The organism is Candidatus Paracaedibacter symbiosus, from assembly GCF_000757605.1.
GTDB lineage: Bacteria > Pseudomonadota > Alphaproteobacteria > Paracaedibacterales > Paracaedibacteraceae > Paracaedibacter_A > Paracaedibacter_A symbiosus.
Genome location: NZ_JQAK01000004.1, coordinates 22,836 through 44,902, shown reverse-complemented (window position 1 = coordinate 44,902; position 22,067 = coordinate 22,836). Strand labels below are relative to the sequence as shown.

The following is a 22,067-nucleotide window of genomic DNA, read 5'->3' as shown; positions in this document are numbered from 1 at the left end:
ACTAACTCTTCATATTTGCTGCAGCAAAACTCCAGTTGACAAGATGATTAAGGAACACTTCCACATAGCTTTTGCGCCGATTTTGGTAGTCTAAGTAATAGGCATGTTCCCATACATCGCAGGTTAAAAGCGCTTTTTTACCAGAAGTAAGGGGAAGGTCTGCGTTGCTCGTAGTAACAATTTTAAGGGTATCGCCTTCTAAAATGAGCCAAACCCAACCACTGCCAAAAACCTTAGTGCCGGCGTCAACAAAAGCATCTTTAAATTTCTCATAGCTGCCAAAGTCCTTTTTGATTTTGTCAAGAAGTGCACCTGTTGGTTGACCACCGCCATTTTTTTTCATTGAATTCCAGTAAAACGTATGGTTCCAAGTTTGAGCTGCATTATTAAACACTGGGATTAATTTTGGATCGTTTGCACCTAATAAAATAAGTTCCTCCAAGGATTTTCCTTGAAGTTTTTTTGCCTCAATGAGTGTGTTTAAGTTGTCTACATAAGTTTGGTGATGTTTACGATAATGAAATTCTAAAGTTTTTTCAGAAATGTAAGGGGCAAGGGAATCCATCTCATATGGAAGCGCGGGAAGTTCAATTTTTGACGCTGTTTCTGCCTTAGCTAATAAAGCGAACCCTCCAAAGAGAATGAAGGCAGGAAAGAGATTTTTTATAAACATCGAATTTCTCCTCTATGAAAAGCCAGCTTATAATTCTCCATGATGATTTTCAGCATGATTTTGTGATATTTTTTTAAGAAAACCCTACTTTCTTTCTAAGGAAGAAGGAGAAAATAAGATCAAATATTTAATAAAAAAGAGAAACCCACTTGAATGTGGGCCTCCATAAAATTTACTATTGCATCTAGGCTACTAGTCACTTTGAGTCGTTATAAATTTTTCGAATATCTTCAGCGCTGATATTGATATAGTTTAGAGCCTCTTGAAGCACAATATAAGCCTTTAATGCTTTTTGAGTTTGAGTTTGATTATTTTCTTGAACGGATTTTAAAACTTCATCAGATGCGTTAGGTTTTGTTTCAATAATAATTCTAATACTTGAGTTCGCTATGTTTCTGAAGACATTTTTTAATGTCATAATAGTCGGCAAAGTAAGCCCTGATTGCGTTTCTAGGATAGGCTTACTTTCCTCCAACTGTTTTTCTTTTTCTTTTTCTTTTTCTTGCTCAATTTTTTTGGCAGTCTGACTCATGGATTCGACTAAAGAAGTAATTTTAGCTTCGCTCGTTTTAATATCCTCTTCGAATTCTTTTACCTTTCTTGCCCGGAATTCATCCCGTTTAAAATGTGCATCATATGCCGTTTGTAAATCCTGGCTGTTTGAACCTTGATAGGGAGACTGTGGACGATAGCTTGAAACTCTCCCATCTTTTGTGATGCCTTCAGGATACCATTTGACACCAAAAATAAGATCATCCTTTTCATTGAGTCCAGGAGTATAAGTCGCTGCTTTATTAATATATTCTTTATATGTTTCAATGCGTTTTTCTTGGTTATGAATTTCTTGTTTATCGCGATCGAGTTGAGATTCAAGAAGTTCAAGAGATTTATTTGGAGAGACTTTATCCTCATTCTTTTGCAGATTTTCAAGCTTTAAGAAAAGTTCATAATATGGATATGCGGTGCTACCAATTTCCTTAATTTCTTCTGCTGACATTTCTGCAGTCAAGGGAGTGTTGAGAATATCGACCTTTTGCAATTGTGTAGAAGATAGGTGTTGTGTAAAAGATGGGGTTATCTGGCTGCGCAGACTATCAGGCTCCATTGCAAAGGCAGATGTAGTTAATAGTAGGCAAAAGATAGAAGAGAATTTTGTCATCTTAATAAAATCCTTATTGAAAAGTTACTTATGGATCACATATGGTGTGTTTTTTTTGATATTCAACAGGAAAAATAATAAAAAACCCACCTAAAAAGGTGGGAGGGTTTTTTTAACGGTTTGGAGCGTCGAAGCGAAACCTATTTAATTTTTGTTTCTTTGAAGGCAACATGCTTACGAACAACTGGATCGTACTTTCTGAATTCGAATTTTTCTGGCTTTTTACGTGGGTTCTTTTTAGCAACGTAGAAATAACCTGTATCAGCTGTGCTGAGCATTTTTACTGCGATTGTTGCGGACTTTGCCATTTTTTATCTCCTGCGGGCGAAATAGGCCCCTTAATTCAATTAGCTAATATGTATCAAGAACAACTCCAAACGTCAATAGGCTTCTTTGGAAGTCGTCGCCTTTTGCTAGCTAGAAACCCAAATTTTTGGTTTCGTCAGAATTCTCCTCTTTTACTGTTATTTAAAATAAATTTTATCTCGTAATTTGACAATGCCAACCATATTAATTAGCATCAGTAAGCCACCCGAGACACTCATGATCAAGATAACTTTTGATTGGTCAAAGAAAGAAAAGAAAATAAATGAACAAGCACCATAAACAAGATATAACCTTTCTCCCCAAGTATTTGACAGGAATTTTGCACATTTCATGCCAACGGTGAAGAATGCTAAAATCGTTGTAAATCCGGCAAGAAAGAAAAATACCGCCATAAAAATATTTATATAGGGAAAGTGCATTCCTAAGGCAGCCGCAACATATTCCGAGGGGAGGAGAGCTGGCGTTTTGTGCCACAGATCTGTCACCAGAACAACCAAAATGCTCAAACTACAAATAACGGAGTCGGTTAACAGTGAGAAAATTGCAAGCCGGGCTTGTTTTTCCGGTGATTGTGATTTTGTTTCTGATTGAATAGTCGAATCATACCCAATACCGATATCGCCAGAATAAACGGCGCGGGCAATACCATTTTGAGCCGCAAGCATCAAGGTGCTACCGGCAAAACCACCAATGGCGGCATGGCCGGTGAAAGCAGATTTGACAACTGTTGCCAAGACACCTGGGATCATCTCAAAGTGGCAGCCAATCACCCATAAACACATGGCCATATAGCCAATCATAAATCCTGGCATTAAGATACTACAGACAGAAGCCAAGCGATTCACACCCCCTATTGCCGTGTAAAGAGTAAGGCCAACAAGTGTAAGCATGACAGCGAATTTAGGAAGGGCAAATGTTTGGCTGAGAGTATCGGTGATAATGACAAATTGGTAGACCTCTACCCCATAGATGCAGAGTAAAACTGCCACAACGGCAGGAATCAGCGAGGACTTAAATGCATGGCGTAAATAGTACATGGGGCCGCCGTCATAGCTGCCCTCACTGTTTTGCATGCGAAAATGGATCCCGAGGTAAATTTCCGCATATTTAATCAACATCCCTGAAAAAGACGCGATCCACAACCAAAACAATGAGCCAGGACCTCCGATAATCAAGGCTGTGATAATCCCCACCACATTACCAAGCCCAACCATACCACCAACGGACGCAAAATAAAGTCGAATGGGATGGATACCGCCTCCAGGCACAGCTTTGGATTCATGGTGTAAATCTTTGATTGTTTGTTTGAGTTTGCCAATGGTGCGGAATTGGTAAAACTTGGTTTTAAGAGTGAAATATAAACCTAAACTAACAACAAGCGTAAAACCAATATAACTCCAAAAAAAGTCATCAACCGTGCGAAGATGTATAAAAAACGACTCAACATAAGACATAATGAATCTCAAACTATTTTAATATTAACGTATGGATAAAAGGGAAGAATCTAGGCAACAAAATATATTAGCGCGCGCTGCGCTTGAGGTGTTTTTTAGAGGTATGTATAAATGTATTCATCATAACTTTCATGATTTAAGGGTTTTTGAATGGAAGAGCAAGGGAAAAGTGACAAGAGATAGTAATTTTAGTAGAATAATTACTAAAGTAAAGAATTAAAGCTTATAAAGGACTGTTTTTTGGCGGGCCTAAAGAAATCCTTCCTCTCCCATTTTCTGTAATCGAGAATAGGCTTGATTCAGCCTGCGTATCATTTCCTCTGCTTCAGGATTGTCGCGATTCGTGTCAGGATGATATTTTTTCACTAACTGCCGATAGTTTTTTTGGAGTTGTTCACGGGTAAATGGAATCCTTAGCCCCAAAAGGTCAAGGGCATCTTGGTTAGGATTAATTGTATTATTAACTGAATTATTTTTAGGTTGTGACTCAAAAAACCCAAACGGATCCTCAAATTTATACTGAAAAATTTTGTTTTGAGGCTGATCACCGAGCGACCAGGTTGGCCGATCCCAAGTAATGTCGCTTTGGCGTTCATTCACTATTTCGGTTTCCGACATGTTTGTGTAATAATTCCAAGAGCTATTATAGTCACGAACATGGCCAAGGCAAAGCCAATGCCAATCATTGACGCCTTTGTCTAATTGGTGTCGGGATTTTGGGGCGCGGTAAATCCCCCTTTCAACGCAATTCTGATAATCGCACGGATGATTGTCGGGTGCGTTTTTAGGAGGGGGGTTATCAAACCATTGCGTAAATTTTCTAAACATGTAAGAAGTATACTCAAAATACTTGAAGAAGTCGAGATTATAGCCAACAGATTTGAGGCGATTTTTATTTTGGAGCGACGCCCATCGGAGGCTCTCTTTAAGGATCGTCCAGATAAAAGTGAGCCACAATTTATCAAGGGGGTTTCGGTTGAAAGCGACAACATTGCAACTAATAATTTCAGAAAAACTACAAGCAGAGTTTGAACCGGATATTTTATCTGTTATCGATGAATCCTTTAAGCATGCAGACCACAATCCTGACGCCGCGCAGGGAGGGACTCATTTTCGGGTGAAAATAGTGTCAAAGAGATTTAAAGGAGTCTCTAAGGTAGAACGTCATCGTTGGGTCTATGCCATCTTACATGATGAAATGAAAGCAGGGCTTCATGCACTTGCACTCACTACCCAAGATTCAGATGAAAGTACGGGCACTTTAGCATAAGAAATAGAATGATTGCCTTAACAAAATTTTGGTTTTTTACTTAAGAATACTTCCCTAATATCAATGCTTGAGCGTTCACCGATGGCGGATTTGTGATGTTTTAACCATTCGTCCGCCCGAGCATAGCCAATGCTGCGGAGATATTGGAAAAACTCCCATTTCGTATTCATCTTGCTGGAAGCATTGAGCTTATGGAGTTGGTCACCCTCAGTAATGATGTGAATATTGAGGTGTTTGTACTCATCACGATTTAATTTACCATCTGCAATGAGTTTTGAGACAAAGTGGACCGCCCGCATTTCAGCTATTAGGCTTGAGTTAAAAGTGATCTCGTTAAGACGATTAACTATTTCATAGGAATGGTACGGTGTTTCTTCACGATAAAGAGGGTTGATCTGAACAAGGATGATATCCGAGCTATCTGTGTAATAAATCAATGGCCAGATGACGGGATTGCCCATATAACCCCCATCCCAATAAGGCTCTCCCTCAATAATAACTGATTGAAAAATCGTTGGAATGCAGGCAGAGGCCAGGAGGACGTCGATGGTGACTTCATGTTGGCGAAAGATTCGCGGGTGTCCTGTTCGAACGGCTGTGGCCGCAATGAATAGCTTAATCGCTTCACAGGAGCGCAACGCCTCAATGTCGAGCGTTTTTTCTAACACCCACTTCAGTGGGTTCATGTTTAAAGGGTTCATTTGATAGGGAGAAAGCATATGCGACATGAGTGCAAAGGCATTATAACTCAAAGACCAATCCAGGTTCCAATCAGGGTTACCATTTCGCATAGCAGAGGATTTAAAAGGACTAAAATTTCCAAGAAGACTAATTTCCCACCAAAACGACTTTAAAGCCTCTTTTGCTCCCTCAGGACCATTCTTTGTATAGCCATTGGCAAGAATAGCGGCATTCATTGCGCCGGCGCTTGTTCCACTTATCCCTTCAATGACGAGATCTTCTTGTTCAAGTAAACGATCAAGCACACCCCAAGTATAGGCACCATGAGCGCCACCGCCTTGGAGAGCTAAATTAACTTTAGATATTTTTTTGTTCTTTGTCATTGATGAAGTCGAGACAATTCTGGAATCCTTCTCTATAGGTTGGGTATAGCAGAGAAATTCCTAATTCTTGCTTAATTTTGCTGTTTTTTATCCGTTTGCTTTCTTTAAAATACTCGAGAAAGGCGGGAGAAATTTTTGCACTTTCGAGTGGCAGTTTAGGAGGGGGTAGCTCGCCCAATAACGCATAAGCATATTCCATCACCGTTGTATATTCAGCAGGTAGATCATCTGCAAGATTAAAGATTTGACCTGGGCGTGGTTGCTCAAGAGTTGCCTGCAAAACGCGGCAGATATCATAGAGGTGAATCCGTGAGAAAAAATGCCCCGTTTTATCAACAAGAAAGGTTACCTTGCCATAGAGGATCTTCTCTAGGGGGGATCGATCGGGGCCATAAATACTGCTAAGCCTAAAAATATGGACGGGGCAGTGATGCATTTCATAAAGACTCAGCCATTGTTTCTCCGCCTCAAGTCTTGCGCGTCCGTTGATTGTTGTTGGGTTGGTTGTGGCGGTTTCGTCAACCCAGGCGCCGTCATGATCCCCATACACATTGGTGGCAGAAAGATAGCCGACCCAGCGAATCGATGATCCACGCTTCTTAAAGTAATTCTGATAGTGTTTGAGAACAAGATCAGCCCCCTTGATAGGAGGAATGGAAATCAAGAATTGATTATATTTATCCAGGATCGTCGGGTCAAACTGTTGAAACTCATTAAAGATAACGGTCTCATAAGGAGAGATAGAAAAGCGATTTTCACTGAGTGGTTTAGCTTGTTTTGTCCCCATACACCGCCAAAAAGGGTGCTTGTTTGCTAGATGCTGTGCTACATATCCAAGTCCAAAACAAAATAAACTTGTCATTAAAAATCAAGCTCCCCATAGTGAGGGGCGGGCGGAATACCTGCCAAGCGATCTGACAGAAGTGTTCTAAAGCCGGGACGAGATTTGAGGCGCATATACCATTCTTTTGCAGGTTCGTAATCATCCCAAGGGACGTCGCCTAAATAATCTACAACAGAAAAGTGCGCGCCAGCGGCAAAATCAGCAATGGATAAATCATCCCCAGCTAACCAATTGCGCCGATCTATCAACCAGGAAATATATTGAAGATGAAAGTGAATGGTTGCTTTGGCATTACGGATAACCGTAGAATTTGTAGGTCCTGCCTCTCGCATATACCGGCGCAATGTTTTTTCAAACATAAGGGGAAGGCTTACTTCACGCGCAAACTTATCATCAAACCAGGCGGTAAGACGACGTACTTCAGCCCGGGGAATGGAAGAACTGCCAAGGAATTGTTTTTCCGGATAGGTTTCTTCTAAGTATTCCCCAATGGCATAGCTATCCGCTACGATTGTGCCATTCAAGTCAATGAAGACGGGAACTTGACCTGCTGGGTTCATATGGAGAAACTCTTCACGTTTTTCCCAGAACTTTTCCGGTTCCAAATCAAAGTCAAGTTTCTTTTCAGCCAAAATTAACCGGATTTTCCGGGAAAAAGGGCATAAAGTGTAGTGATAAAGTGTGCGCATCATTTTTTACCTTTTATACCTTTTAAAGGTATGACATAACGATACAATCTGCAATTAAAGAGTTTGAATTTTTTAAATATGTCGACGTTTGATATCTTTATCTTAAGTTTTATTCAAGGATTAACGGAATTTTTGCCTATTTCTTCATCAGGGCATTTAATTTTGCTTCCCAAACTGCTGGGATGGCAAGACCAAGGATTGGAGCTTGATGTCGCCGTTCACATTGGGACCCTGTGTTCGGTTCTCCTTTATTTTAGAGCGCAGATTTGGGCAATGATGTGTGATTCGTTGCGCTATATTTTGTCAGGCCTTGCCGAAAAATGTTACACACCTAATGTTCACTTAAGCTTGCTGATCATTATTGGAACAATTCCTGCGGTGATCTTTGGTTTTATTCTTAAAAAGGTAGGGCAGGATATAGTTCGTGACGTGAGAGTTATTGCTTTTACCAGTATCTTTTTTGGTATCTTGCTTTATCTTGCTGACCGCCTCGTGCAGCGCCTTCATAGTGTGAATAGTTTGACGGTGGGTAAGGGATTGTTTATTGGATTTACCCAAGCATTGGCGCTCATTCCAGGAACCAGTCGTTCAGGGGTGTGTATCACTGCTGGGCGATTTTTGGGGCTTGACCGTGTTTTAGCGGCGCGGTTTGCTTTTTTGCTATCAATTCCAGCAATTATGGGGGCAGGTGTTTTGACTTGCCTGGATGCACTTAAAGAAGGAACGCCTCTTCTAACTATGGATGTGGGATATGCGATATTGTTTTCTTTTGCCTTTGGATTGCTCGCCATCCGCTTTATGATGGCCTATCTTGCAAAATACTCGCTCGCGCCCTTTGCTATTTATCGTATTCTGCTTGGTAGTGGATTGCTGATGTTTTTTTAGTATTTGAAGGGTTTATACCCAAACGACCCCCAGCTTATAGATAAGTTAGCTGCAACAGCAAAATAAGCTAAGTACAATCAACCTCACATAATTTCTTGCTGTCATCGGTTTCTAATTGAATGGTGACGTGGGAAATTTTGTGATATGTTCTAATTTTTTCGACATAAGAGCGACTCGTTCTATCGGTAAAGAAGGTGGGTTCTACCACGAGATGGACCGAAAGGGCTGTTTCAGTGGTACTAATGGGCCAAATATGAAGGTCATGGTAGCTGGTAACGCCAGGAAATTTCTTTAAATCTTGCATGATTTTACCAAAGTCGATAGATGTCGGCACGGCCATCAGCATTAAATTCAATGATTCTTTGAAGAGCCCCCAGGAATGGATTAAAATTACGGCTGAAAGAAGAAGCGTGATTACTGGGTCAATCCATGTCCACGAGGGCTGCCACAACATTAAAACTCCCCCTACCACCACGCCAAAAGAAATGGATGCATCAAGGACCATATGGAGGAAAGCGCCTTGAATATTGATATCATGGTGACGATGCTTAGTGAGAAAGAAGGCACTTATGCCATTTACCAGAATTCCACACACTGAGACCGCAATTACGGTTATTGGGACAACAGTTTGTGATTCTCCAAAACGACTGATGGCTTCCCACGAAAGACCGCCAACAGCAACCAGTAAGATAATTGCATTAAGGAAAGCAGCGATGATAGTGGCGTTTTTTAAGCCATAAGTAAACTTGGCTGATGTCTTTTTTTGACAGAGTTGAAAACCAGCCCAGGCAATGAGCAATCCAATGATATCCCCAGCATTATGGACGGCATCCGCAGCTAAGGCGACTGAATTTGCCTGAATCCCATAAAAAAACTCAACAACTGTAAAAAGAAAATTTAGAAAAATACCGAGCAAAAATCTGTTGTTGATATCATGAATATGGTGATGTTGATGTGGCATGGTATAATAAACCTCTCGCTTAAGCCCTCTCCCGGAGCATAGGCTAAAGGGAAAGAAAGTGGCAAGGAGGAATTTCTGACCATTTTTTGTATAACTTTCCGGTGGGAGGGGTATAATAGGGGAAGAATGCCTTCCTACCTAAACGGTGGTTCATCAAAACCACGCAGTTTGCGCGAATGTAGTTGATCGACTCCCTGCTCGCGAATAAGACGTAGGGCCTCCAGACCAATAAGCAAATGCTGACTGACCCGCTCTCGGTAGAATTTGTTGGCCATCCCCCGTAATTTGAGCTCCCCGTGAATCGGTTTATCAGAAACACACAGCAAGGTGCCATAAGGCACGCGGAATCGGAAACCATTGGCAGCAACAGTTGCGGATTCCATATCCACCGCAATCGCCCGGCTTTGTTTGAAACGCTCGTAAAGTTCACGTGAGCGAAGTTCCCAGTTGCGGTTATCAGTTGTGACAACCGTTCCTGTGCGCATACCGGTTTTAAGTTCCAGGCTATTTTGGTGAGAGATGTTGGCAACTGCCTGCTGAAGAGCAACTTGGACTTCCGCAATAGGAGGAACTGGAATCCACGGTGGCAAGTCTTGATCCAACACATGATCCTCCCGCACATAACCATGGGCCAGTACATAATCACCAAGAATTTGGGTTGATCTCAATCCAGCGCAGTGACCCAACATTAGCCAACAATGAGGGCGCAATACGGCCAAATGATCAGTAATCGTTTTTGCATTACTTGGACCAACCCCAATGTTTACAAAAGTAATTCCCATGCCATCTTTGCGCTTTAAGTGATAGGCAGGCATTTGTGGTAATCCTGCTCCTGTTGGTACGTCTACAAGCGATGTGCATTTTTTGTTGCCAGGAATGATCAGGCTTTCATACTCATCCGACTTGCTGATTTCTGCCAATCCGAGAGTAATAAATTCATCAATATAGCGCTGATAGTTGGTGAGGAGTACAAAACCTTGGAAATGTTCTGCAGACGTCCCAGTGTAGTGGTGGAGACGATGCAAGGAAAAGTCTGTTCTCTCACCTGAAAAGATCGACATTGGTCTAGTTGACCCCAAGTGAGGCGCGGCAACGCAATTAGCGACATCATCATCGATGCGCGAAAGATTGGGAAGTACAAAGCCTGAATCCATTTGCCAAAGCTGACTTATCTCAAAAGCGTTAGGATCCTTGTAGGTTGATTGACTGTCAAGGGCAAAGGGAAGGGGAATCGGAGAAGGGCTAGTGCCAACGTGAATAGGCACTTTATGGCGTTCGAGAAGGAGACTAATTTGTTCCTCGTAGTACTTGCCAAAGATATCTGGTCGGGTGACTGTACTTGAATAAACCCCAGGCTCACTCACAACGCCATAGGCATGGCGAGAGTCCATGTTCAAATCTTTACGGTCAACCTTGATGCCAATAAACGGATAGTTTGCATTCTCAGGGGTTTCGATTTCGTTCTCGCCATAGAGTAATGTTTCAAAGTTTTTGCGGACAATCCCCGTGCTTTTATTGTAAAGCTCAGTTAGGTAGCCAACAGCTGTTGTTGCATCTGTGAATTCTTTTAGATCCGTACAGCCAGGGAAAAAGGTTCTAGCCCCGAGGAGTTCTTTAAAAAGCATTCTTCATTATTATCCTTCTTCAGCTTCTAATCCTACCAGTGTATTCGCAAAATCTTTGGCTGTAAAGGGTCGTAAATCCTCGGCCGTCTCGCCGACCCCGATAGCGTGAATAGGAAGATCATGCTTTTGGGTGAGGGAAACAACAACCCCCCCTTTAGCTGTTCCATCAAGCTTAGTCAGGACAAGGCCGGTTACCCCAATCATTTCTTTAAAGGTTTTTGTCTGTAGATGGGCGTTTTGGCCGGTTGTGGCATCCAGCACTAACAGCACATCATGGGGCGCATCGGCATCTACTTTTTTCAAGACTCGGACAATTTTTTTCAATTCATCCATTAAGCCAGCTTTGTTATGGAGACGTCCAGCTGTATCGATAATGAGAACATCGCAATTGTTTTGCTTAGCTGATTCAAGCGCGTCAAAGGCAAGGGCTGCGGCGTCACCACCGGCGTGCGTGGTTGAGATAGGAATGCTAAGGCGATTGGCCCACACCTGTAACTGTTCAACAGCTGCAGCACGAAAGGTATCGCCCGCGACAAATTGCACTTTGAGTCCTTGATCTTGCCAAAGTTTCCCAAGCTTGCCAATGGTTGTGGTTTTCCCGCTCCCATTCACACCAATCACTAAAACCACATGGGGACGATGGGTTTGAGAGATTTCAAGCGGTACAGCATAAGGGCGGAGCTCTTCCTCAATTTGGGCGCTTAAAAATTGTTTGACTTCTTCAATTGTAACATCTTTATCGAGTTTTTCTTTCGCCAGGTTGCCAGCAAACTTTGCAGCTGTTTCCACACCAATATCGCTGAGAATGAGAAGTTCTTCTAACTCTTCAATCGTTGCGTAATCGAGTTTTTTCTTAATAAAAAGATGCTTCAGGCCATCATTGAGTTTGTCCGATGATTTACGTAACCCTTGCTTCAGGCGCGACCACCAGCCTTTTTTTCGGTTGATGCACTGCTTTGGGACATTACAAAATTTCTCCAATCAATTGATCTTGAGTGATATCACTCACGTGTGCTGTGATCACACTTCCAATCTCAATAGCATTTGGGGAAGGAATAGAAATCGGAATAAAATGATCGGTTTTGCCTTGAATAAGACCATTTTCCACCGATTCAACCAAAAGCGTCACAGTGGTGCCAAGTTGTTTTTTTAAGAGTCGTTGCAATGCTTGTTCACCTGATTGACGCAAGCGTGTTGCTCGCTCTTTTATCACTGGACCTTTAACCTGCGGCATTTTGCTTGCCGGTGTTCCAGGACGGGGCGAGTAGGGGAAAACGTGCAAGAAGGTGAGATCACAATCTTCCACAATTGCCAGCGTGTTTTCAAACATTTCCTCAGTTTCTGTTGGAAATCCAGCGATTAAGTCAACACCAAATACAACATCGTGTCGAAGTTCGCGTGCTTTTTGGCAAAAAGCAATAGCATCTTCTCTGAGGTGGCGACGTTTCATTCGCTTTAAGATCATATTGTCTCCAGCTTGCAAGCTCATGTGTAGGTGCGGCAAAAGACGCGGTTCGTTGCCAATCTGGAGCCACAAATCTTCATCCATTTCAACGGGGTCAAGGGAGGAGAGGCGCAAGCGTTTCAAGTCAGGCAGAAGAGCAAGGATACGGCGAACCATTTGTCCCAGGGTTGGCTGGCCTGGAAGGTCGGCGCCATAAGCGGTAATATCTACGCCGGTGAAAACAATTTCTGGATAGCCATTTTCGAGAAGTGTGCGCACTTGAGTGACAATCTCGCCAATAGGAACGCTGCGTGAATTACCCCGGCCATAGGGAATGGTGCAAAAAGTACACCGATGATCACAGCCATTTTGTACCTGAACAAAAGCCCGTGCTTTGCCCTCAAAGCCAGAAATCAAATGACTTGCTGTTTCTTTAATGGACATAATGTCATTGACCAAAACTTTTTCCTGATTTTCATGGTCAAGATAGCTTTGTAGCTTCATTTTTTCATCATTACCAATGACGCGGTCAACCTCTTGCATTTCCCCATATTTGCCAGGGTTAATTTGGGAAGCACAACCAGTCACAATGATTTTGGCGGTAGGATTTTCGCGGCGGATTTTGCGAATGGACTGGCGAGCCTGACGTTCAGCCTCAGATGTCACCGCGCAAGTGTTGATAATGAAGGCTTCTTCCAGGCCTGCTTCTGTGGCAAGATCCTTGATCACTTGCGATTCATAGGTGTTGAGGCGACAGCCAAATGTAATAACTTGTGGCACTTTTTGAGTCATTTATTGCTTAAGTCGTTGTTTTGTATGTAATATGAACTCAATATATACTGCTGCTTTTTATATACGTCAAACTTGTCATTCTCGTCTAAGCGTGTTCACACTCACGAAATTTGAGGGGCAATAATAACCAGTATAGATCACATTACATTATAAGTTTTCACTAATGTAGTCACAAAATAAAGCATGTTCCAGAAGATTATTCAATCAAATTCAATTTTTTCATCTCAATTTTATAATAAAAAAACCGACTCAAGGCCGGCCTTTAAAAGATATCATCTTATAGTAACTCCCCTCCCAGCGACGCCATCAAACCCGTCATTGAGGAGGATATTCACACTTTACTTCCAGAATCTTAACGATATGAGGTTGCGCTTAGTTTATCCTTTGAGTGGGATTCCACTTTTGGAGCACTCATTTCCTGGCTGGTGATAGGAATTTCTTTGCGAGCATCTCCTTTTTGGGAGGATTGGGGATCCCTCAAAACATAGCCACGTCCCCAAACTGTTTCAATACAATCAATGCCACCCAATGCCTCAGATAATTTTCGGCGCAATTTACAAATAAACACATCGATAATTTTAAGCTCAGGTTCGTCCATGCCACCATATAGATGATTTAAGAACATCTCTTTCGTCAGGGTTATCCCCTTTCTCAGAGACAAAAGCTCCAAAATCGCATATTCCTTGCCGGTGAGATGAATGATCTCCTCATCAATAGAGACAGTGCGTTGTTGGAGATTGAGTGCCAGACGACCTGTTCTAATAATTGAATCAGAATGGCCGCAGGAGCGGCGGATAATCGCATGGACACGGGCCAAAAGTTCAACTTTATTAAAGGGCTTGGTAATATAATCATCTGCTCCAAACCCGAGGCCTTTGACTTTGTCATCTGTATCTTTTAGACCAGATAAGATCAAAATCGGCGTCTTAACATTGGCGGCGCGAAGGCGTTTGAGCACCTCATAACCATTCATGTCAGGAAGCATTAAATCCAAAATAATAATATCGTACTCGTAAAGCTTGCCAATTTCTAATCCATCTTCACCAAGGTCAGTTGTATCACAAACAAACCCTTCGGTTTTCAGCATGGACTGCAACGTTCTTGAGGTTGCTGAGTCATCTTCTATGAGGAGTATTCGCATCGTAAATCCCCGTCAAAACATAGTTCTTTAAATTTATCGTAACAAATAAATTTACAGATAACTATCGGAATTTTTTATTTTTTTTAAATAAAATTTAACCATTTCTTAACTTATTTATGTAGTATAATATTTATAGTGTATTTTAGACAAGTTTTACATATGTCCATTGAAGCCGTCTGTAATTTAATAGAAAAAATTCCCATCCTCACTATTTTTGGTGTGGTGCGTTCAGTGCATGGTTTGATGATCAAGGCGAGTGCCAACAGCAACGTGGTGAGTGTGGGGACTCAATGTCAAATTGCGCTCGGCAACCATCGAAAATTAATGGCGGAGGTTGTCGGATTTGAGGATAACCAGGCACTGATTATGCCCTATGGGTCAATGGATGGGGTTCGTCCGGGCGCAAGAGTCGATTTTTTTGACAATCAGGGGGAAGTCTATCCCCATGAAAGTTGGTTAGGCCGCGTGATTAATGGGCTAGGGCAACCAGTTGATGAGGCTGGGTTGCTTATGCCGGGTAAAACAGCAGTCTCAATTCGCCAATCTCCCCCGTCGGCGCATTCACGTCAGAAAATCACCCAGCGGATCGATGTAGGTGTCAAGGCGATCAATACGTTTTTGACCACTTGTAAGGGGCAGCGTCTGGGGATTTTTGCAGGTTCTGGCGTGGGTAAATCAAAGCTTTTGTCCATGCTGGCACGTTATACAGATTGCGATGTTTGTGTGATTGGGTTGATTGGTGAGCGGGGTCGTGAAGTCCGAGAATTTATTGAAGATACCCTTGGTGAAGAAGGATTGAAGAAAAGTGTGCTTGTTGTGGCTACGTCTGATGAAGCTCCCTTGATGCGAAGGCGCGCGGCGTATCTTACGATGAGTGTGGCTGAATATTTTAGGGATCAAGGGAAATCAGTTCTTTGTTTGATGGATAGTGTGACGCGTCTAGCGATGGCGCAACGTGAAATTGGGTTGTCAGCTATGGAACCTCCCACCACCAAAGGTTATACGCCTAGCGTTTTTGTGGAGCTTGCCAAGGTAATGGAGCGAGCAGGGCCGGGGGTGAGTCAAGGAACAATCACCGCTTTCTTTACTGTGCTAGTAGATGGGGATGATCACAATGAACCGATTGCTGATGCGGCGCGTGGGATTCTAGATGGCCATATTGTTTTGGAGCGTTCCATTGCTGAGCGGGGTCATTATCCAGCAATTAATATTTTACGGAGTATTTCGCGAATGGTGCCAGCATGTCATTCCGAAGGTGAACAAACCTTGGTACGTCAGGCACGGCGCTTTTTATCTACGTACGAAGATATGGCAGACATGATTCGCCTCGGTGCCTATCGCCAGGGAAGTAATGCTGAGGTGGATGAGGCAATTTTTTATTATCCTCAGCTGCAACGGTTCTTAAGTCAACATCACATCCAACAAGTGTCTCTCGACGAGTCGTTCCAACAATTACAAAAGGTATTTGACGTTCATGAAGAAGTTCATCAAGAATCTCTCCACCATTGATCGGGTTTTACAGTTTGAGCTGGATCAATTACGCCTGCAATTCGGTCAACTTCAAACAGAAATTGATCAGATTTCTGGAGAATTAGCGGCTTTACAAAGTCACCATCAAGAACAACGTATTTTGCTAACGGACAACCCTGATTACGGAATGACTTTTAATGCCTATGAGAACTGGTCAACGCAGTCAAGTCATCAAATGGTCACCAATATTGACCAATTGGACCAGCAAATAGAAGAATTGCATGGTGTTTTGGTTGAAAAATTTCAGGACTCTAAGAAGATCAACCAAACCTTAGCCCAAGCAAGATCGCAACTGAAAGTGGCCCAAGGACGGGAAGAACAAAAAACCTTAGATCAATTAGGTGAACTTAGATTTCATTTGAATAAGCTTAAGGTCAAGGAGGCTTAAATTCTCTCTTTCTCAGTCACCCTCAGATGATTTGAAGACGGCTTCCGCTTAAAAATCGTGAAATAGATCTTGAGAAAATAAAGACTTTGAGCTGCGCGTAGAAAATAGAAAAAACTAAGTTACTTAGCGGTCTCGTGGAAAGGAAAAACAAAATGTTTTTTGTGAAGGTTTTTTGGGTAAGTTTACCATTGCTCATCATAATTACATTTATGGCACTGGGGGTGTATGGTATTCCGGCTCTTCAAGTTCCCACACAAAAGGTGGTTAGTTTTAAGCAAGGTGATTAATTCTATTGGCATTGATTCTCTTAACAAGCTCAATTATGATACCTTTTAACACCATTCGATGAAACGAATAAAATGACTTTAACAGATATCGAATTGTTCCTTGAAATGCTTGCAGCTGAAAAGGCAAGCGCCCAAAACACCATCCTTTCCTATCAACGTGATTTAGCTGATTTTGCTGCATTCATTGCGCCTAAATTCTTACGCTTGAGTGAAAAAGCCGACGTTGAATCCTATCTTCAATCCTTAGCGAGCAGAGGTTTGGCAGCCACAACGCAAGGAAGGCGCTTGTCAGCGATTAAACAATTTTATAAATTTCTTTTGTCAGAACAGTTGATTGAGGGGGATCCAACACAGCTTTTAGATAGTCCTAAGCCAGAACGGCCATTGCCAAAAACGCTGACAATGGAAGAGGTTGACTTTTTGATTAATCAGGCAGCCACAACGGCGACAACACCGCAAGGAATCCGCCTATCCTGTCTGCTGGAGATTCTTTATGCCAGTGGTTTACGTGTGAGTGAGCTTGTCTCGCTTCCCTTTGCAGTCATTCCCAAAGACTTATCGAGGCTTGTTGATCAACAAATGCTTTTTATTAAAGGAAAAGGGGGGCGTGAGCGGCTGGTTCCTTTGGGACAGCATGCTGTAGAGGCCTTACAAAATTATTTAAAAATTCGCCCTCGCTTTTTAGAAACAGTGCATCCCGCAAATCATAAGTGGTTGTTTCCCTCCAGAAGTAAAGAGGGATATTTGACTCGCCATCGATTTTTTCAATTACTGAAAGAACTTGCAATTGCTAGCAACATTGATCCTGAAAAAGTATCACCCCATGTGGTGCGTCATGCCTTTGCAACCCATTTATTGCAAGGAGGGGCAGACCTTTTATCGATTCAAAAATTGCTGGGACATGCGGATATTTCAACAACTCAAATCTATACTCATGTGGTGGCTAATCATGTTGTTAATCTTGTTACCCAGCATCATCCATTGGCAAAACGAAAAATTTAGGGTACAAGATAGGAATAATACATAAAGATAGAGACAATATATAATATCACTTGAATGTAAGAAAGCGTAAGAATGTAAGTTTTTTTAACTTTTTTGTCCTTAACAGAAGCGAAGAAACCAACTTGGCACAGGCAAGCTTTAGGACCTGTTGGAGCATGGACCCATACTGTTAAAAAAACATGGACCCTCTTGTCAGCATGAGAATGACATTGAGAGGATTCTTATGTCGAAGTGACGTTCTATAGATACTCAAAGCAAATAAGGAAAACAGAGTATGACGGTCTTTTTGGATTTCGAAAAACCAATTGCTGACCTTGAAGGAAAAATCGAAGAGCTAAGACATCTCTCCACAGCGGGGGATTTCAACATTGTGGATGAAGTGTCAAAACTTCAAGTCAAAGTTGATAAACTCTTGCGTCAAACCTATGGCAATCTAACGGCTTGGCAGAAAGTACAAGTGGCGCGGCATCCAAACAGGCCGCAGTTCTTTGACTATCTTAATGAGTTGGTTGAAGATTTTTTACCCTTGGCCGGTGATAGAACCTTTGCCGAAGATCAGGCAATCATTGGTGGATTCGGGCGATTAGGGGGCCAGACTGTTTTGGTCATTGGACAGCAAAAAGGGAATGATTTGGAATCTCGTGTTCATCATAACTTTGGTATGGCAAAGCCTGAAGGATACCGTAAAGCAAAACGCCTCATGGAGTTGGCAGATCGCTTTAAACTGCCAATCGTCACCTTTATTGATACTGCGGGTGCCTACCCTGGGATTGATGCCGAAGAACGTGGCCAGGCAGAGGCGATTGCCAGAAGCATTGAGGCGTGTTTGCGTGTTCGTGTTCCCCTCATCAGTGTGGTGATTGGGGAAGGTGGATCGGGAGGGGCGATTGCCATTGGAGTGGCGAATACGGTTCTGATGCTTGAACATTCGGTCTATTCGGTGATTTCTCCTGAAGGATGCGCCTCTATTTTATGGCGTAGTGCGGGTAAAGCCGCAGAGGCAGCTGAGGCGCAAAAATTAACAGCTCAAGATCTTTATAAGCTTGGGGTTATTGATCGTATTGTCCCCGAGCCAATGGGCGGGGCTCACCGCCATCCACAGGAGGCCATTAAAGCTGTTGGCCGCGCCATTGAAGATGCTTTGAGTAAATTAATACAAATGAATGGGGATTCAATCCAGGAACATCGCTCCCACAAGTTTCTGTCCCTGGGAACAAAGGGGGTTTAGTTTAGTGCCCCCTGTCATCGGAGGAAATTATGACACTTGTTTCTAGTATTGTTGCTTTTTCAATCATTTGGTGGACCGTCCTTTTCATGGTCTTGCCCTTTGGTGTTAAAATAGAAAAGCAACCGAGGGTAGGGCATGCGGAAAGTGCGCCAGCTAAACCTCGAATTGGATTGAAATTCTGTGTGACTACTCTGATTTCAATTATCTTATTTGGTATTGCTCAGTTTTTAATTAGTCTGAATTTGTTAAATTTATGAGAGGAGACCAACCGATGCCAGCTTTGGAGTTTTTTGAGACAATTCGTTTTGATGAAAAATTACTTAACGCAGAGATGGATCGAGCGATTCAAGCCATTGAGAATGGAAAAGTTCTCTTTTTTCCAAATTTAAAGTTTATTCTGAATGAACAAGAGACAGAATTCCTAACCCCCAATACACTTGACGCAAAGTCAAAAAACATCAGCTATGATCATCGACGTCAGCAATTAAAAGGGACATCTTGTAAGGTAGAGAAGGCAGCATATTTGCAAGCAATGATGCATCGTTTTTGTGAATCAAGCCAAAAGCTGGTAGCAACCATTCTTCCACAATATCAACCTCATATTCACATTGCTAGGACAAGTTTTAGACCTGCTGAAATTGAAGGGCGTGTTACGTCCTTCAAAAAAGATGACACAAGGCTTCATGTGGATGCTTTTCCTGCAACTCCTAACCAGGGTACCCGTATTTTGCGGGTATTTTCTAATGTGAACCCCCTAGGGAAACCGCGTGTATGGCGGTTGGGAGAGCCTTTTGAGAAAGTAGCACGCCAGTTTTTGCCCCGGATAAAAAAGCCATTTCCGGGAAGTAGATGCTTGTTGCATAAGGTTGGCCTGACGAAATCTTATCGAACTCTTTATGATCACTACATGCTCCAGATGCATGACCAGATGAAGGCAGATATCAATTATCAGCAAACGGCAGAACAGGAAACAATCCATTTTCCAGCGGGAGGAACGTGGATTGTGATGACGGACCAGGTTTCTCACGCCGCCATGTCTGGGCAGCATCTTTTTGAACAAACAATTCACCTGCCAGTGACAGGGATGGCACAACCAGAGCTATCGCCGCTTAAAATTTTAGAACGGTTGACGGAGCAAAAATTGGTATAATTTCTTTTTTGCAAAATTATCATTATTTTTAACGAATAATTATACTGTTGAATGCGAATTTTAGAGGAGTATCATAATAGCATAGACAGGGAAAGTTGTGTATTGGTATGGACAAAACGCAACAAAAGCAGACTAAACAGTTAAAGCATTTGATTATCGGTGCGATTGGTATCGTATATGGTGATATTGGGACCAGTCCATTGTATACGGTCAAAGAATGTTTTTCTAATACCGGTTTCCCCCTCACAGAAGCGTCTGTTTTGGGAATACTTTCTCTCATTCTTTGGTCGATAACACTGATCGTTTCCATTAAATACGTTTTTTTTATTCTGCAGGCAGACAATAATGGTGAAGGCGGTATTCTTGCGCTCACCGCCTTAGTATTGAAGAGGCGATTTGATAAATATTACCGAACTGTTTTAATTTTTGGGATTGTGGGCGCGGCGTTATTTTATGGTGATGCTGTTCTAACTCCTGCCATATCTGTCTTAAGTGCGGTGGAAGGGATTTCTATTTACTCCACAGCATTTAGTCCCTATGTAATCCCCCTTACTGTTGTCATTCTCTTAGGGCTTTTCCTCATTCAATCCCATGGTACGGCCAATCTGGGGAAGTTTTTTGGCCCGGCCATGATTATTTGGTTTTTTGTGATCGCTATTTTAGGCTTAATCCAAATCATCCACAACCCCATTGTGTTAAAGGCTATTAATCCTTGGTATGGAATCAATTTTCTTACCACCCATGGTTTGGTTGGGGTGGGTAGCCTTGGAGCAGTTGTGCTGGCGATTACTGGAGCTGAAGCTCTTTACGCGGATATGGGCCATTTTGGTCGAATCTCGATTCAGCGTGCCTGGTTCTACTTGGTTTTCCCTTCTCTCGCTCTTAACTATATGGGGCAGGCAGCCTTGATATTGACCAATAATGAGGCAATTCAAAATCCGTTTTATTTCTTGGTGCCGACTGTTTGGGTTTTCCCCTTAATGATTTTATCGACAATTGCCACAATTATTGCTTCTCAAGCAGTAATTTCCGGGCTGTTTTCTATTAGTTGGCAAGCAATTCAATTGGGGTATTTACCTCGAATGCAGGTAATCCACACATCGGGTGAGCACATCGGCCAAGTGTATGTGCCAATGGTTAACAAGATCATTATGGTGCTCACTATTGGACTGGTGTTAGTCTTCAAAAGTTCAAATAATCTGGCTTCTGCCTATGGTTTTGCAGTCACCGGCATTATGGTTATAACGACCATCCTGACCACTATTATTGCTCTTCGCGCGTGGGAATGGTCTGTTTTTAAAACGACTTCCTTATTTGGTGTCTTTTTATTAGTTGATCTCTTATTTTGTGCTGTCAATTCAACTAAAATTGTTGAAGGAGGTTGGATGCCTTTGCTGATTGCTGTGGCTGCTTTCTATATTATGACAACATGGATTAAAGGGCGTAATATTCTGGCTGACAATATCATTCATGCTGGCAAAACAATTCGGGGATTTAAAAAACTTCTAAGTGATATTCATCCGCTTCGAATCCCTGGCGTGGCGGTTTATATGAACTCAACTCCTGAAAATATCCCCAATTCCTTTAGTATTAATTATCGTCACAACAAAGTGATGCATGAAAAGGTCATTTTTCTTTCGGTTATTACGCGAAACGAACCACGCGTTAAGAAAGCAGAAAAAATCAAGATTATTGAGCTTGGATTTAATGTTTATGAAGTGATTTATTCCATTGGTTTTAAAGAAGTTCCTAATATTACTCAAATATTTGAACGGTGTGATGAAAATGGTTTATGCCTTGATTTGTGTGAAACTAGCTTTTTCATGAGCCGCGGGATTCCGGTTTCTACTATTCATCCGCGCATGTCTCTGTGGCGGGCTAAATTATTCATTTTTCTTGCTAAAAATGCGATGCACGCAACGGAATACTATAAAATCCCCTATGCTCGCGTTATAGAGCTGGGAGTGCGAATTAAGATTTAAATAATAGAGAGCGGAGGTAAGGAAGAGGGCGAATGTATACAAAATAAACTCGTCCAAAAGGAAGCAAGGCAACCGCAGAGGCGAAGCCAGAAATTGACAGCTTCGAGTATTTAGAATATAAAGTCTTTTCTTGCTATTACAGCATCAGATATAATTATAGCAGCGCGCACCT

General features: G+C 42.2%; 22 protein-coding genes. 9 read left to right on the top strand and 13 right to left on the bottom strand.

From position 1 onward, the window contains the following. Position 1: 1 nt before the first annotated feature. From IG80_RS0108730 to IG80_RS0108705, 5 genes are all read right to left on the bottom strand, one after another. On the bottom strand, positions 2-673 hold the full coding sequence (locus tag IG80_RS0108730) for a superoxide dismutase (RefSeq protein WP_084756324.1): 672 nt from the start codon (positions 671-673) through the stop codon (positions 2-4). Between the two features lie 196 nt (positions 674-869). After that, positions 870-1,832, bottom strand: a complete 963-nt coding sequence (locus IG80_RS0108725) for a hypothetical protein (protein ID WP_032113687.1) — start codon at positions 1,830-1,832, stop codon at positions 870-872. A 140-nt stretch (positions 1,833-1,972) separates the two neighbouring features. Further along, positions 1,973-2,140, bottom strand: coding sequence for a 50S ribosomal protein L33 (gene rpmG / locus IG80_RS0108720; protein ID WP_032113686.1), 168 nt, complete (start codon positions 2,138-2,140; stop codon positions 1,973-1,975). A gap of 156 nt (positions 2,141-2,296) precedes the next feature. Next, positions 2,297-3,613 (bottom strand): amino acid carrier protein, encoded by a 1,317-nt coding sequence (locus tag IG80_RS0108715; RefSeq protein WP_032113685.1) that lies wholly within the window; start codon positions 3,611-3,613, stop codon positions 2,297-2,299. 249 nt (positions 3,614-3,862) lie between these two features. Further along, positions 3,863-4,441 carry a J domain-containing protein gene (locus IG80_RS0108705; protein WP_156962141.1) on the bottom strand — a complete coding sequence of 193 codons (579 nt, stop codon included), beginning with the start codon at positions 4,439-4,441 and terminating at the stop codon, positions 3,863-3,865. Between the two features lie 148 nt (positions 4,442-4,589). Between IG80_RS0108705 and IG80_RS0108700 the strand changes: the two genes are divergently transcribed. After that, entirely contained in the window at positions 4,590-4,883 is a 294-nt protein-coding gene (locus tag IG80_RS0108700; RefSeq protein WP_032113683.1) for a BolA family protein, read from the top strand. A 17-nt stretch (positions 4,884-4,900) separates the two neighbouring features. On the opposite strand, the gene IG80_RS0108695 is transcribed toward IG80_RS0108700, so the two are convergent. Genes IG80_RS0108695 through IG80_RS0108685 form a run of 3 tightly spaced genes read right to left on the bottom strand, consistent with a single transcriptional unit; the run spans position 4,901 to position 7,483 of the window. Continuing rightward, entirely contained in the window at positions 4,901-5,947 is a 1,047-nt protein-coding gene (locus IG80_RS0108695) for a patatin-like phospholipase family protein (RefSeq protein WP_032113682.1), read from the bottom strand. Beyond that, positions 5,922-6,809 (bottom strand): SDR family oxidoreductase, encoded by an 888-nt coding sequence (locus IG80_RS0108690; protein WP_032113681.1) that lies wholly within the window; start codon positions 6,807-6,809, stop codon positions 5,922-5,924. The genes IG80_RS0108695 and IG80_RS0108690 overlap by 26 nt, the downstream gene beginning before the upstream one ends. After that, positions 6,809-7,483 carry a glutathione S-transferase family protein gene (locus tag IG80_RS0108685; protein WP_232224383.1) on the bottom strand — a complete coding sequence of 225 codons (675 nt, stop codon included), beginning with the start codon at positions 7,481-7,483 and terminating at the stop codon, positions 6,809-6,811. Before IG80_RS0108685 ends, IG80_RS0108690 begins: the two co-directional genes overlap by 1 nt. 75 nt (positions 7,484-7,558) lie before the next feature. Here IG80_RS0108685 and IG80_RS0108680 point away from each other — a divergent pair, with 75 nt between their 5' ends. Beyond that, positions 7,559-8,365, top strand: coding sequence for an undecaprenyl-diphosphate phosphatase (locus IG80_RS0108680; RefSeq protein WP_032113680.1), 807 nt, complete (start codon positions 7,559-7,561; stop codon positions 8,363-8,365). Positions 8,366-8,432: 67 nt separating this feature from the next. Here the strand turns inward: IG80_RS0108680 and IG80_RS0108675 are convergent, their stop codons facing one another. From IG80_RS0108675 to ctrA, 5 genes are all read right to left on the bottom strand, one after another. Then, positions 8,433-9,326: a cation diffusion facilitator family transporter gene (locus IG80_RS0108675; RefSeq protein ID WP_032113679.1), complete on the bottom strand. Its 894-nt coding sequence runs from the start codon at positions 9,324-9,326 to the stop codon at positions 8,433-8,435. A 134-nt stretch (positions 9,327-9,460) separates the two neighbouring features. Continuing rightward, entirely contained in the window at positions 9,461-10,951 is a 1,491-nt protein-coding gene (locus IG80_RS0108670) for an AMP nucleosidase (RefSeq protein WP_052046282.1), read from the bottom strand. 9 nt (positions 10,952-10,960) lie between these two features. Further along, positions 10,961-11,932: a signal recognition particle-docking protein FtsY gene (gene ftsY / locus IG80_RS0108665; protein WP_232224382.1), complete on the bottom strand. Its 972-nt coding sequence runs from the start codon at positions 11,930-11,932 to the stop codon at positions 10,961-10,963. Further along, entirely contained in the window at positions 11,916-13,187 is a 1,272-nt protein-coding gene (gene mtaB, locus IG80_RS0108660; protein WP_032113678.1) for a tRNA (N(6)-L-threonylcarbamoyladenosine(37)-C(2))-methylthiotransferase MtaB, read from the bottom strand. Before mtaB ends, ftsY begins: the two co-directional genes overlap by 17 nt. A gap of 352 nt (positions 13,188-13,539) precedes the next feature. Beyond that, a complete protein-coding gene (gene ctrA / locus IG80_RS0108655; RefSeq protein ID WP_032113677.1) occupies positions 13,540-14,328 on the bottom strand; it encodes a response regulator transcription factor CtrA in 789 nt (262 codons plus the stop codon). 159 nt (positions 14,329-14,487) lie between these two features. Here ctrA and fliI point away from each other — a divergent pair, with 159 nt between their 5' ends. The 7 genes from fliI to IG80_RS0108620 all read left to right on the top strand — a co-directional run bounded on the left by fliI (position 14,488) and on the right by IG80_RS0108620 (position 21,895). Further along, positions 14,488-15,837, top strand: coding sequence for a flagellar protein export ATPase FliI (gene fliI / locus IG80_RS0108650; protein ID WP_032113676.1), 1,350 nt, complete (start codon positions 14,488-14,490; stop codon positions 15,835-15,837). Next, a complete protein-coding gene (locus tag IG80_RS0108645) occupies positions 15,803-16,246 on the top strand; it encodes a hypothetical protein (RefSeq protein ID WP_032113675.1) in 444 nt (147 codons plus the stop codon). Before fliI ends, IG80_RS0108645 begins: the two co-directional genes overlap by 35 nt. 359 nt (positions 16,247-16,605) lie before the next feature. Beyond that, positions 16,606-17,535, top strand: a complete 930-nt coding sequence (locus IG80_RS0108640) for a site-specific tyrosine recombinase XerD (protein ID WP_032113674.1) — start codon at positions 16,606-16,608, stop codon at positions 17,533-17,535. Positions 17,536-17,809: 274 nt separating this feature from the next. After that, entirely contained in the window at positions 17,810-18,763 is a 954-nt protein-coding gene (locus IG80_RS0108635; RefSeq protein ID WP_032113673.1) for an acetyl-CoA carboxylase carboxyltransferase subunit alpha, read from the top strand. A gap of 29 nt (positions 18,764-18,792) precedes the next feature. Then, positions 18,793-19,020: a DUF1467 family protein gene (locus IG80_RS0108630; protein ID WP_032113672.1), complete on the top strand. Its 228-nt coding sequence runs from the start codon at positions 18,793-18,795 to the stop codon at positions 19,018-19,020. A gap of 14 nt (positions 19,021-19,034) precedes the next feature. Further along, positions 19,035-19,913 carry a Kdo hydroxylase KdoO gene (locus IG80_RS0108625; protein WP_032113671.1) on the top strand — a complete coding sequence of 293 codons (879 nt, stop codon included), beginning with the start codon at positions 19,035-19,037 and terminating at the stop codon, positions 19,911-19,913. 107 nt (positions 19,914-20,020) lie between these two features. Then, on the top strand, positions 20,021-21,895 hold the full coding sequence (locus IG80_RS0108620) for a potassium transporter Kup (RefSeq protein ID WP_032113670.1): 1,875 nt from the start codon (positions 20,021-20,023) through the stop codon (positions 21,893-21,895). Positions 21,896-22,067 lie beyond the last annotated feature (172 nt).

Excerpts from the sequence above, each read along its gene's own strand:
- IG80_RS0108730 (WP_084756324.1), bottom strand. The coding sequence starts at position 673 with ATGTTTATAAAAAATCTCTTTCCTGCCTTCATTCTCTTTGGAGGGTTC.
- IG80_RS0108725 (WP_032113687.1), bottom strand. The coding sequence starts at position 1,832 with ATGACAAAATTCTCTTCTATCTTTTGCCTACTATTAACTACATCTGCC.
- rpmG (WP_032113686.1), bottom strand. The coding sequence starts at position 2,140 with ATGGCAAAGTCCGCAACAATCGCAGTAAAAATGCTCAGCACAGCTGAT.
- IG80_RS0108715 (WP_032113685.1), bottom strand. The coding sequence starts at position 3,613 with ATGTCTTATGTTGAGTCGTTTTTTATACATCTTCGCACGGTTGATGAC.
- IG80_RS0108705 (WP_156962141.1), bottom strand. The coding sequence starts at position 4,441 with ATGTTTAGAAAATTTACGCAATGGTTTGATAACCCCCCTCCTAAAAAC.
- IG80_RS0108695 (WP_032113682.1), bottom strand. The coding sequence starts at position 5,947 with ATGACAAAGAACAAAAAAATATCTAAAGTTAATTTAGCTCTCCAAGGC.
- IG80_RS0108690 (WP_032113681.1), bottom strand. The coding sequence starts at position 6,809 with ATGACAAGTTTATTTTGTTTTGGACTTGGATATGTAGCACAGCATCTA.
- IG80_RS0108685 (WP_232224383.1), bottom strand. The coding sequence starts at position 7,483 with ATGATGCGCACACTTTATCACTACACTTTATGCCCTTTTTCCCGGAAA.
- IG80_RS0108680 (WP_032113680.1), top strand. The coding sequence starts at position 7,559 with ATGTCGACGTTTGATATCTTTATCTTAAGTTTTATTCAAGGATTAACG.
- IG80_RS0108675 (WP_032113679.1), bottom strand. The coding sequence starts at position 9,326 with ATGCCACATCAACATCACCATATTCATGATATCAACAACAGATTTTTG.
- IG80_RS0108670 (WP_052046282.1), bottom strand. The coding sequence starts at position 10,951 with ATGCTTTTTAAAGAACTCCTCGGGGCTAGAACCTTTTTCCCTGGCTGT.
- mtaB (WP_032113678.1), bottom strand. The coding sequence starts at position 13,187 with ATGACTCAAAAAGTGCCACAAGTTATTACATTTGGCTGTCGCCTCAAC.
- ctrA (WP_032113677.1), bottom strand. The coding sequence starts at position 14,328 with ATGCGAATACTCCTCATAGAAGATGACTCAGCAACCTCAAGAACGTTG.
- fliI (WP_032113676.1), top strand. The coding sequence starts at position 14,488 with ATGTCCATTGAAGCCGTCTGTAATTTAATAGAAAAAATTCCCATCCTC.
- IG80_RS0108645 (WP_032113675.1), top strand. The coding sequence starts at position 15,803 with ATGAAGAAGTTCATCAAGAATCTCTCCACCATTGATCGGGTTTTACAG.
- IG80_RS0108640 (WP_032113674.1), top strand. The coding sequence starts at position 16,606 with ATGACTTTAACAGATATCGAATTGTTCCTTGAAATGCTTGCAGCTGAA.
- IG80_RS0108635 (WP_032113673.1), top strand. The coding sequence starts at position 17,810 with ATGACGGTCTTTTTGGATTTCGAAAAACCAATTGCTGACCTTGAAGGA.
- IG80_RS0108630 (WP_032113672.1), top strand. The coding sequence starts at position 18,793 with ATGACACTTGTTTCTAGTATTGTTGCTTTTTCAATCATTTGGTGGACC.
- IG80_RS0108625 (WP_032113671.1), top strand. The coding sequence starts at position 19,035 with ATGCCAGCTTTGGAGTTTTTTGAGACAATTCGTTTTGATGAAAAATTA.
- IG80_RS0108620 (WP_032113670.1), top strand. The coding sequence starts at position 20,021 with ATGGACAAAACGCAACAAAAGCAGACTAAACAGTTAAAGCATTTGATT.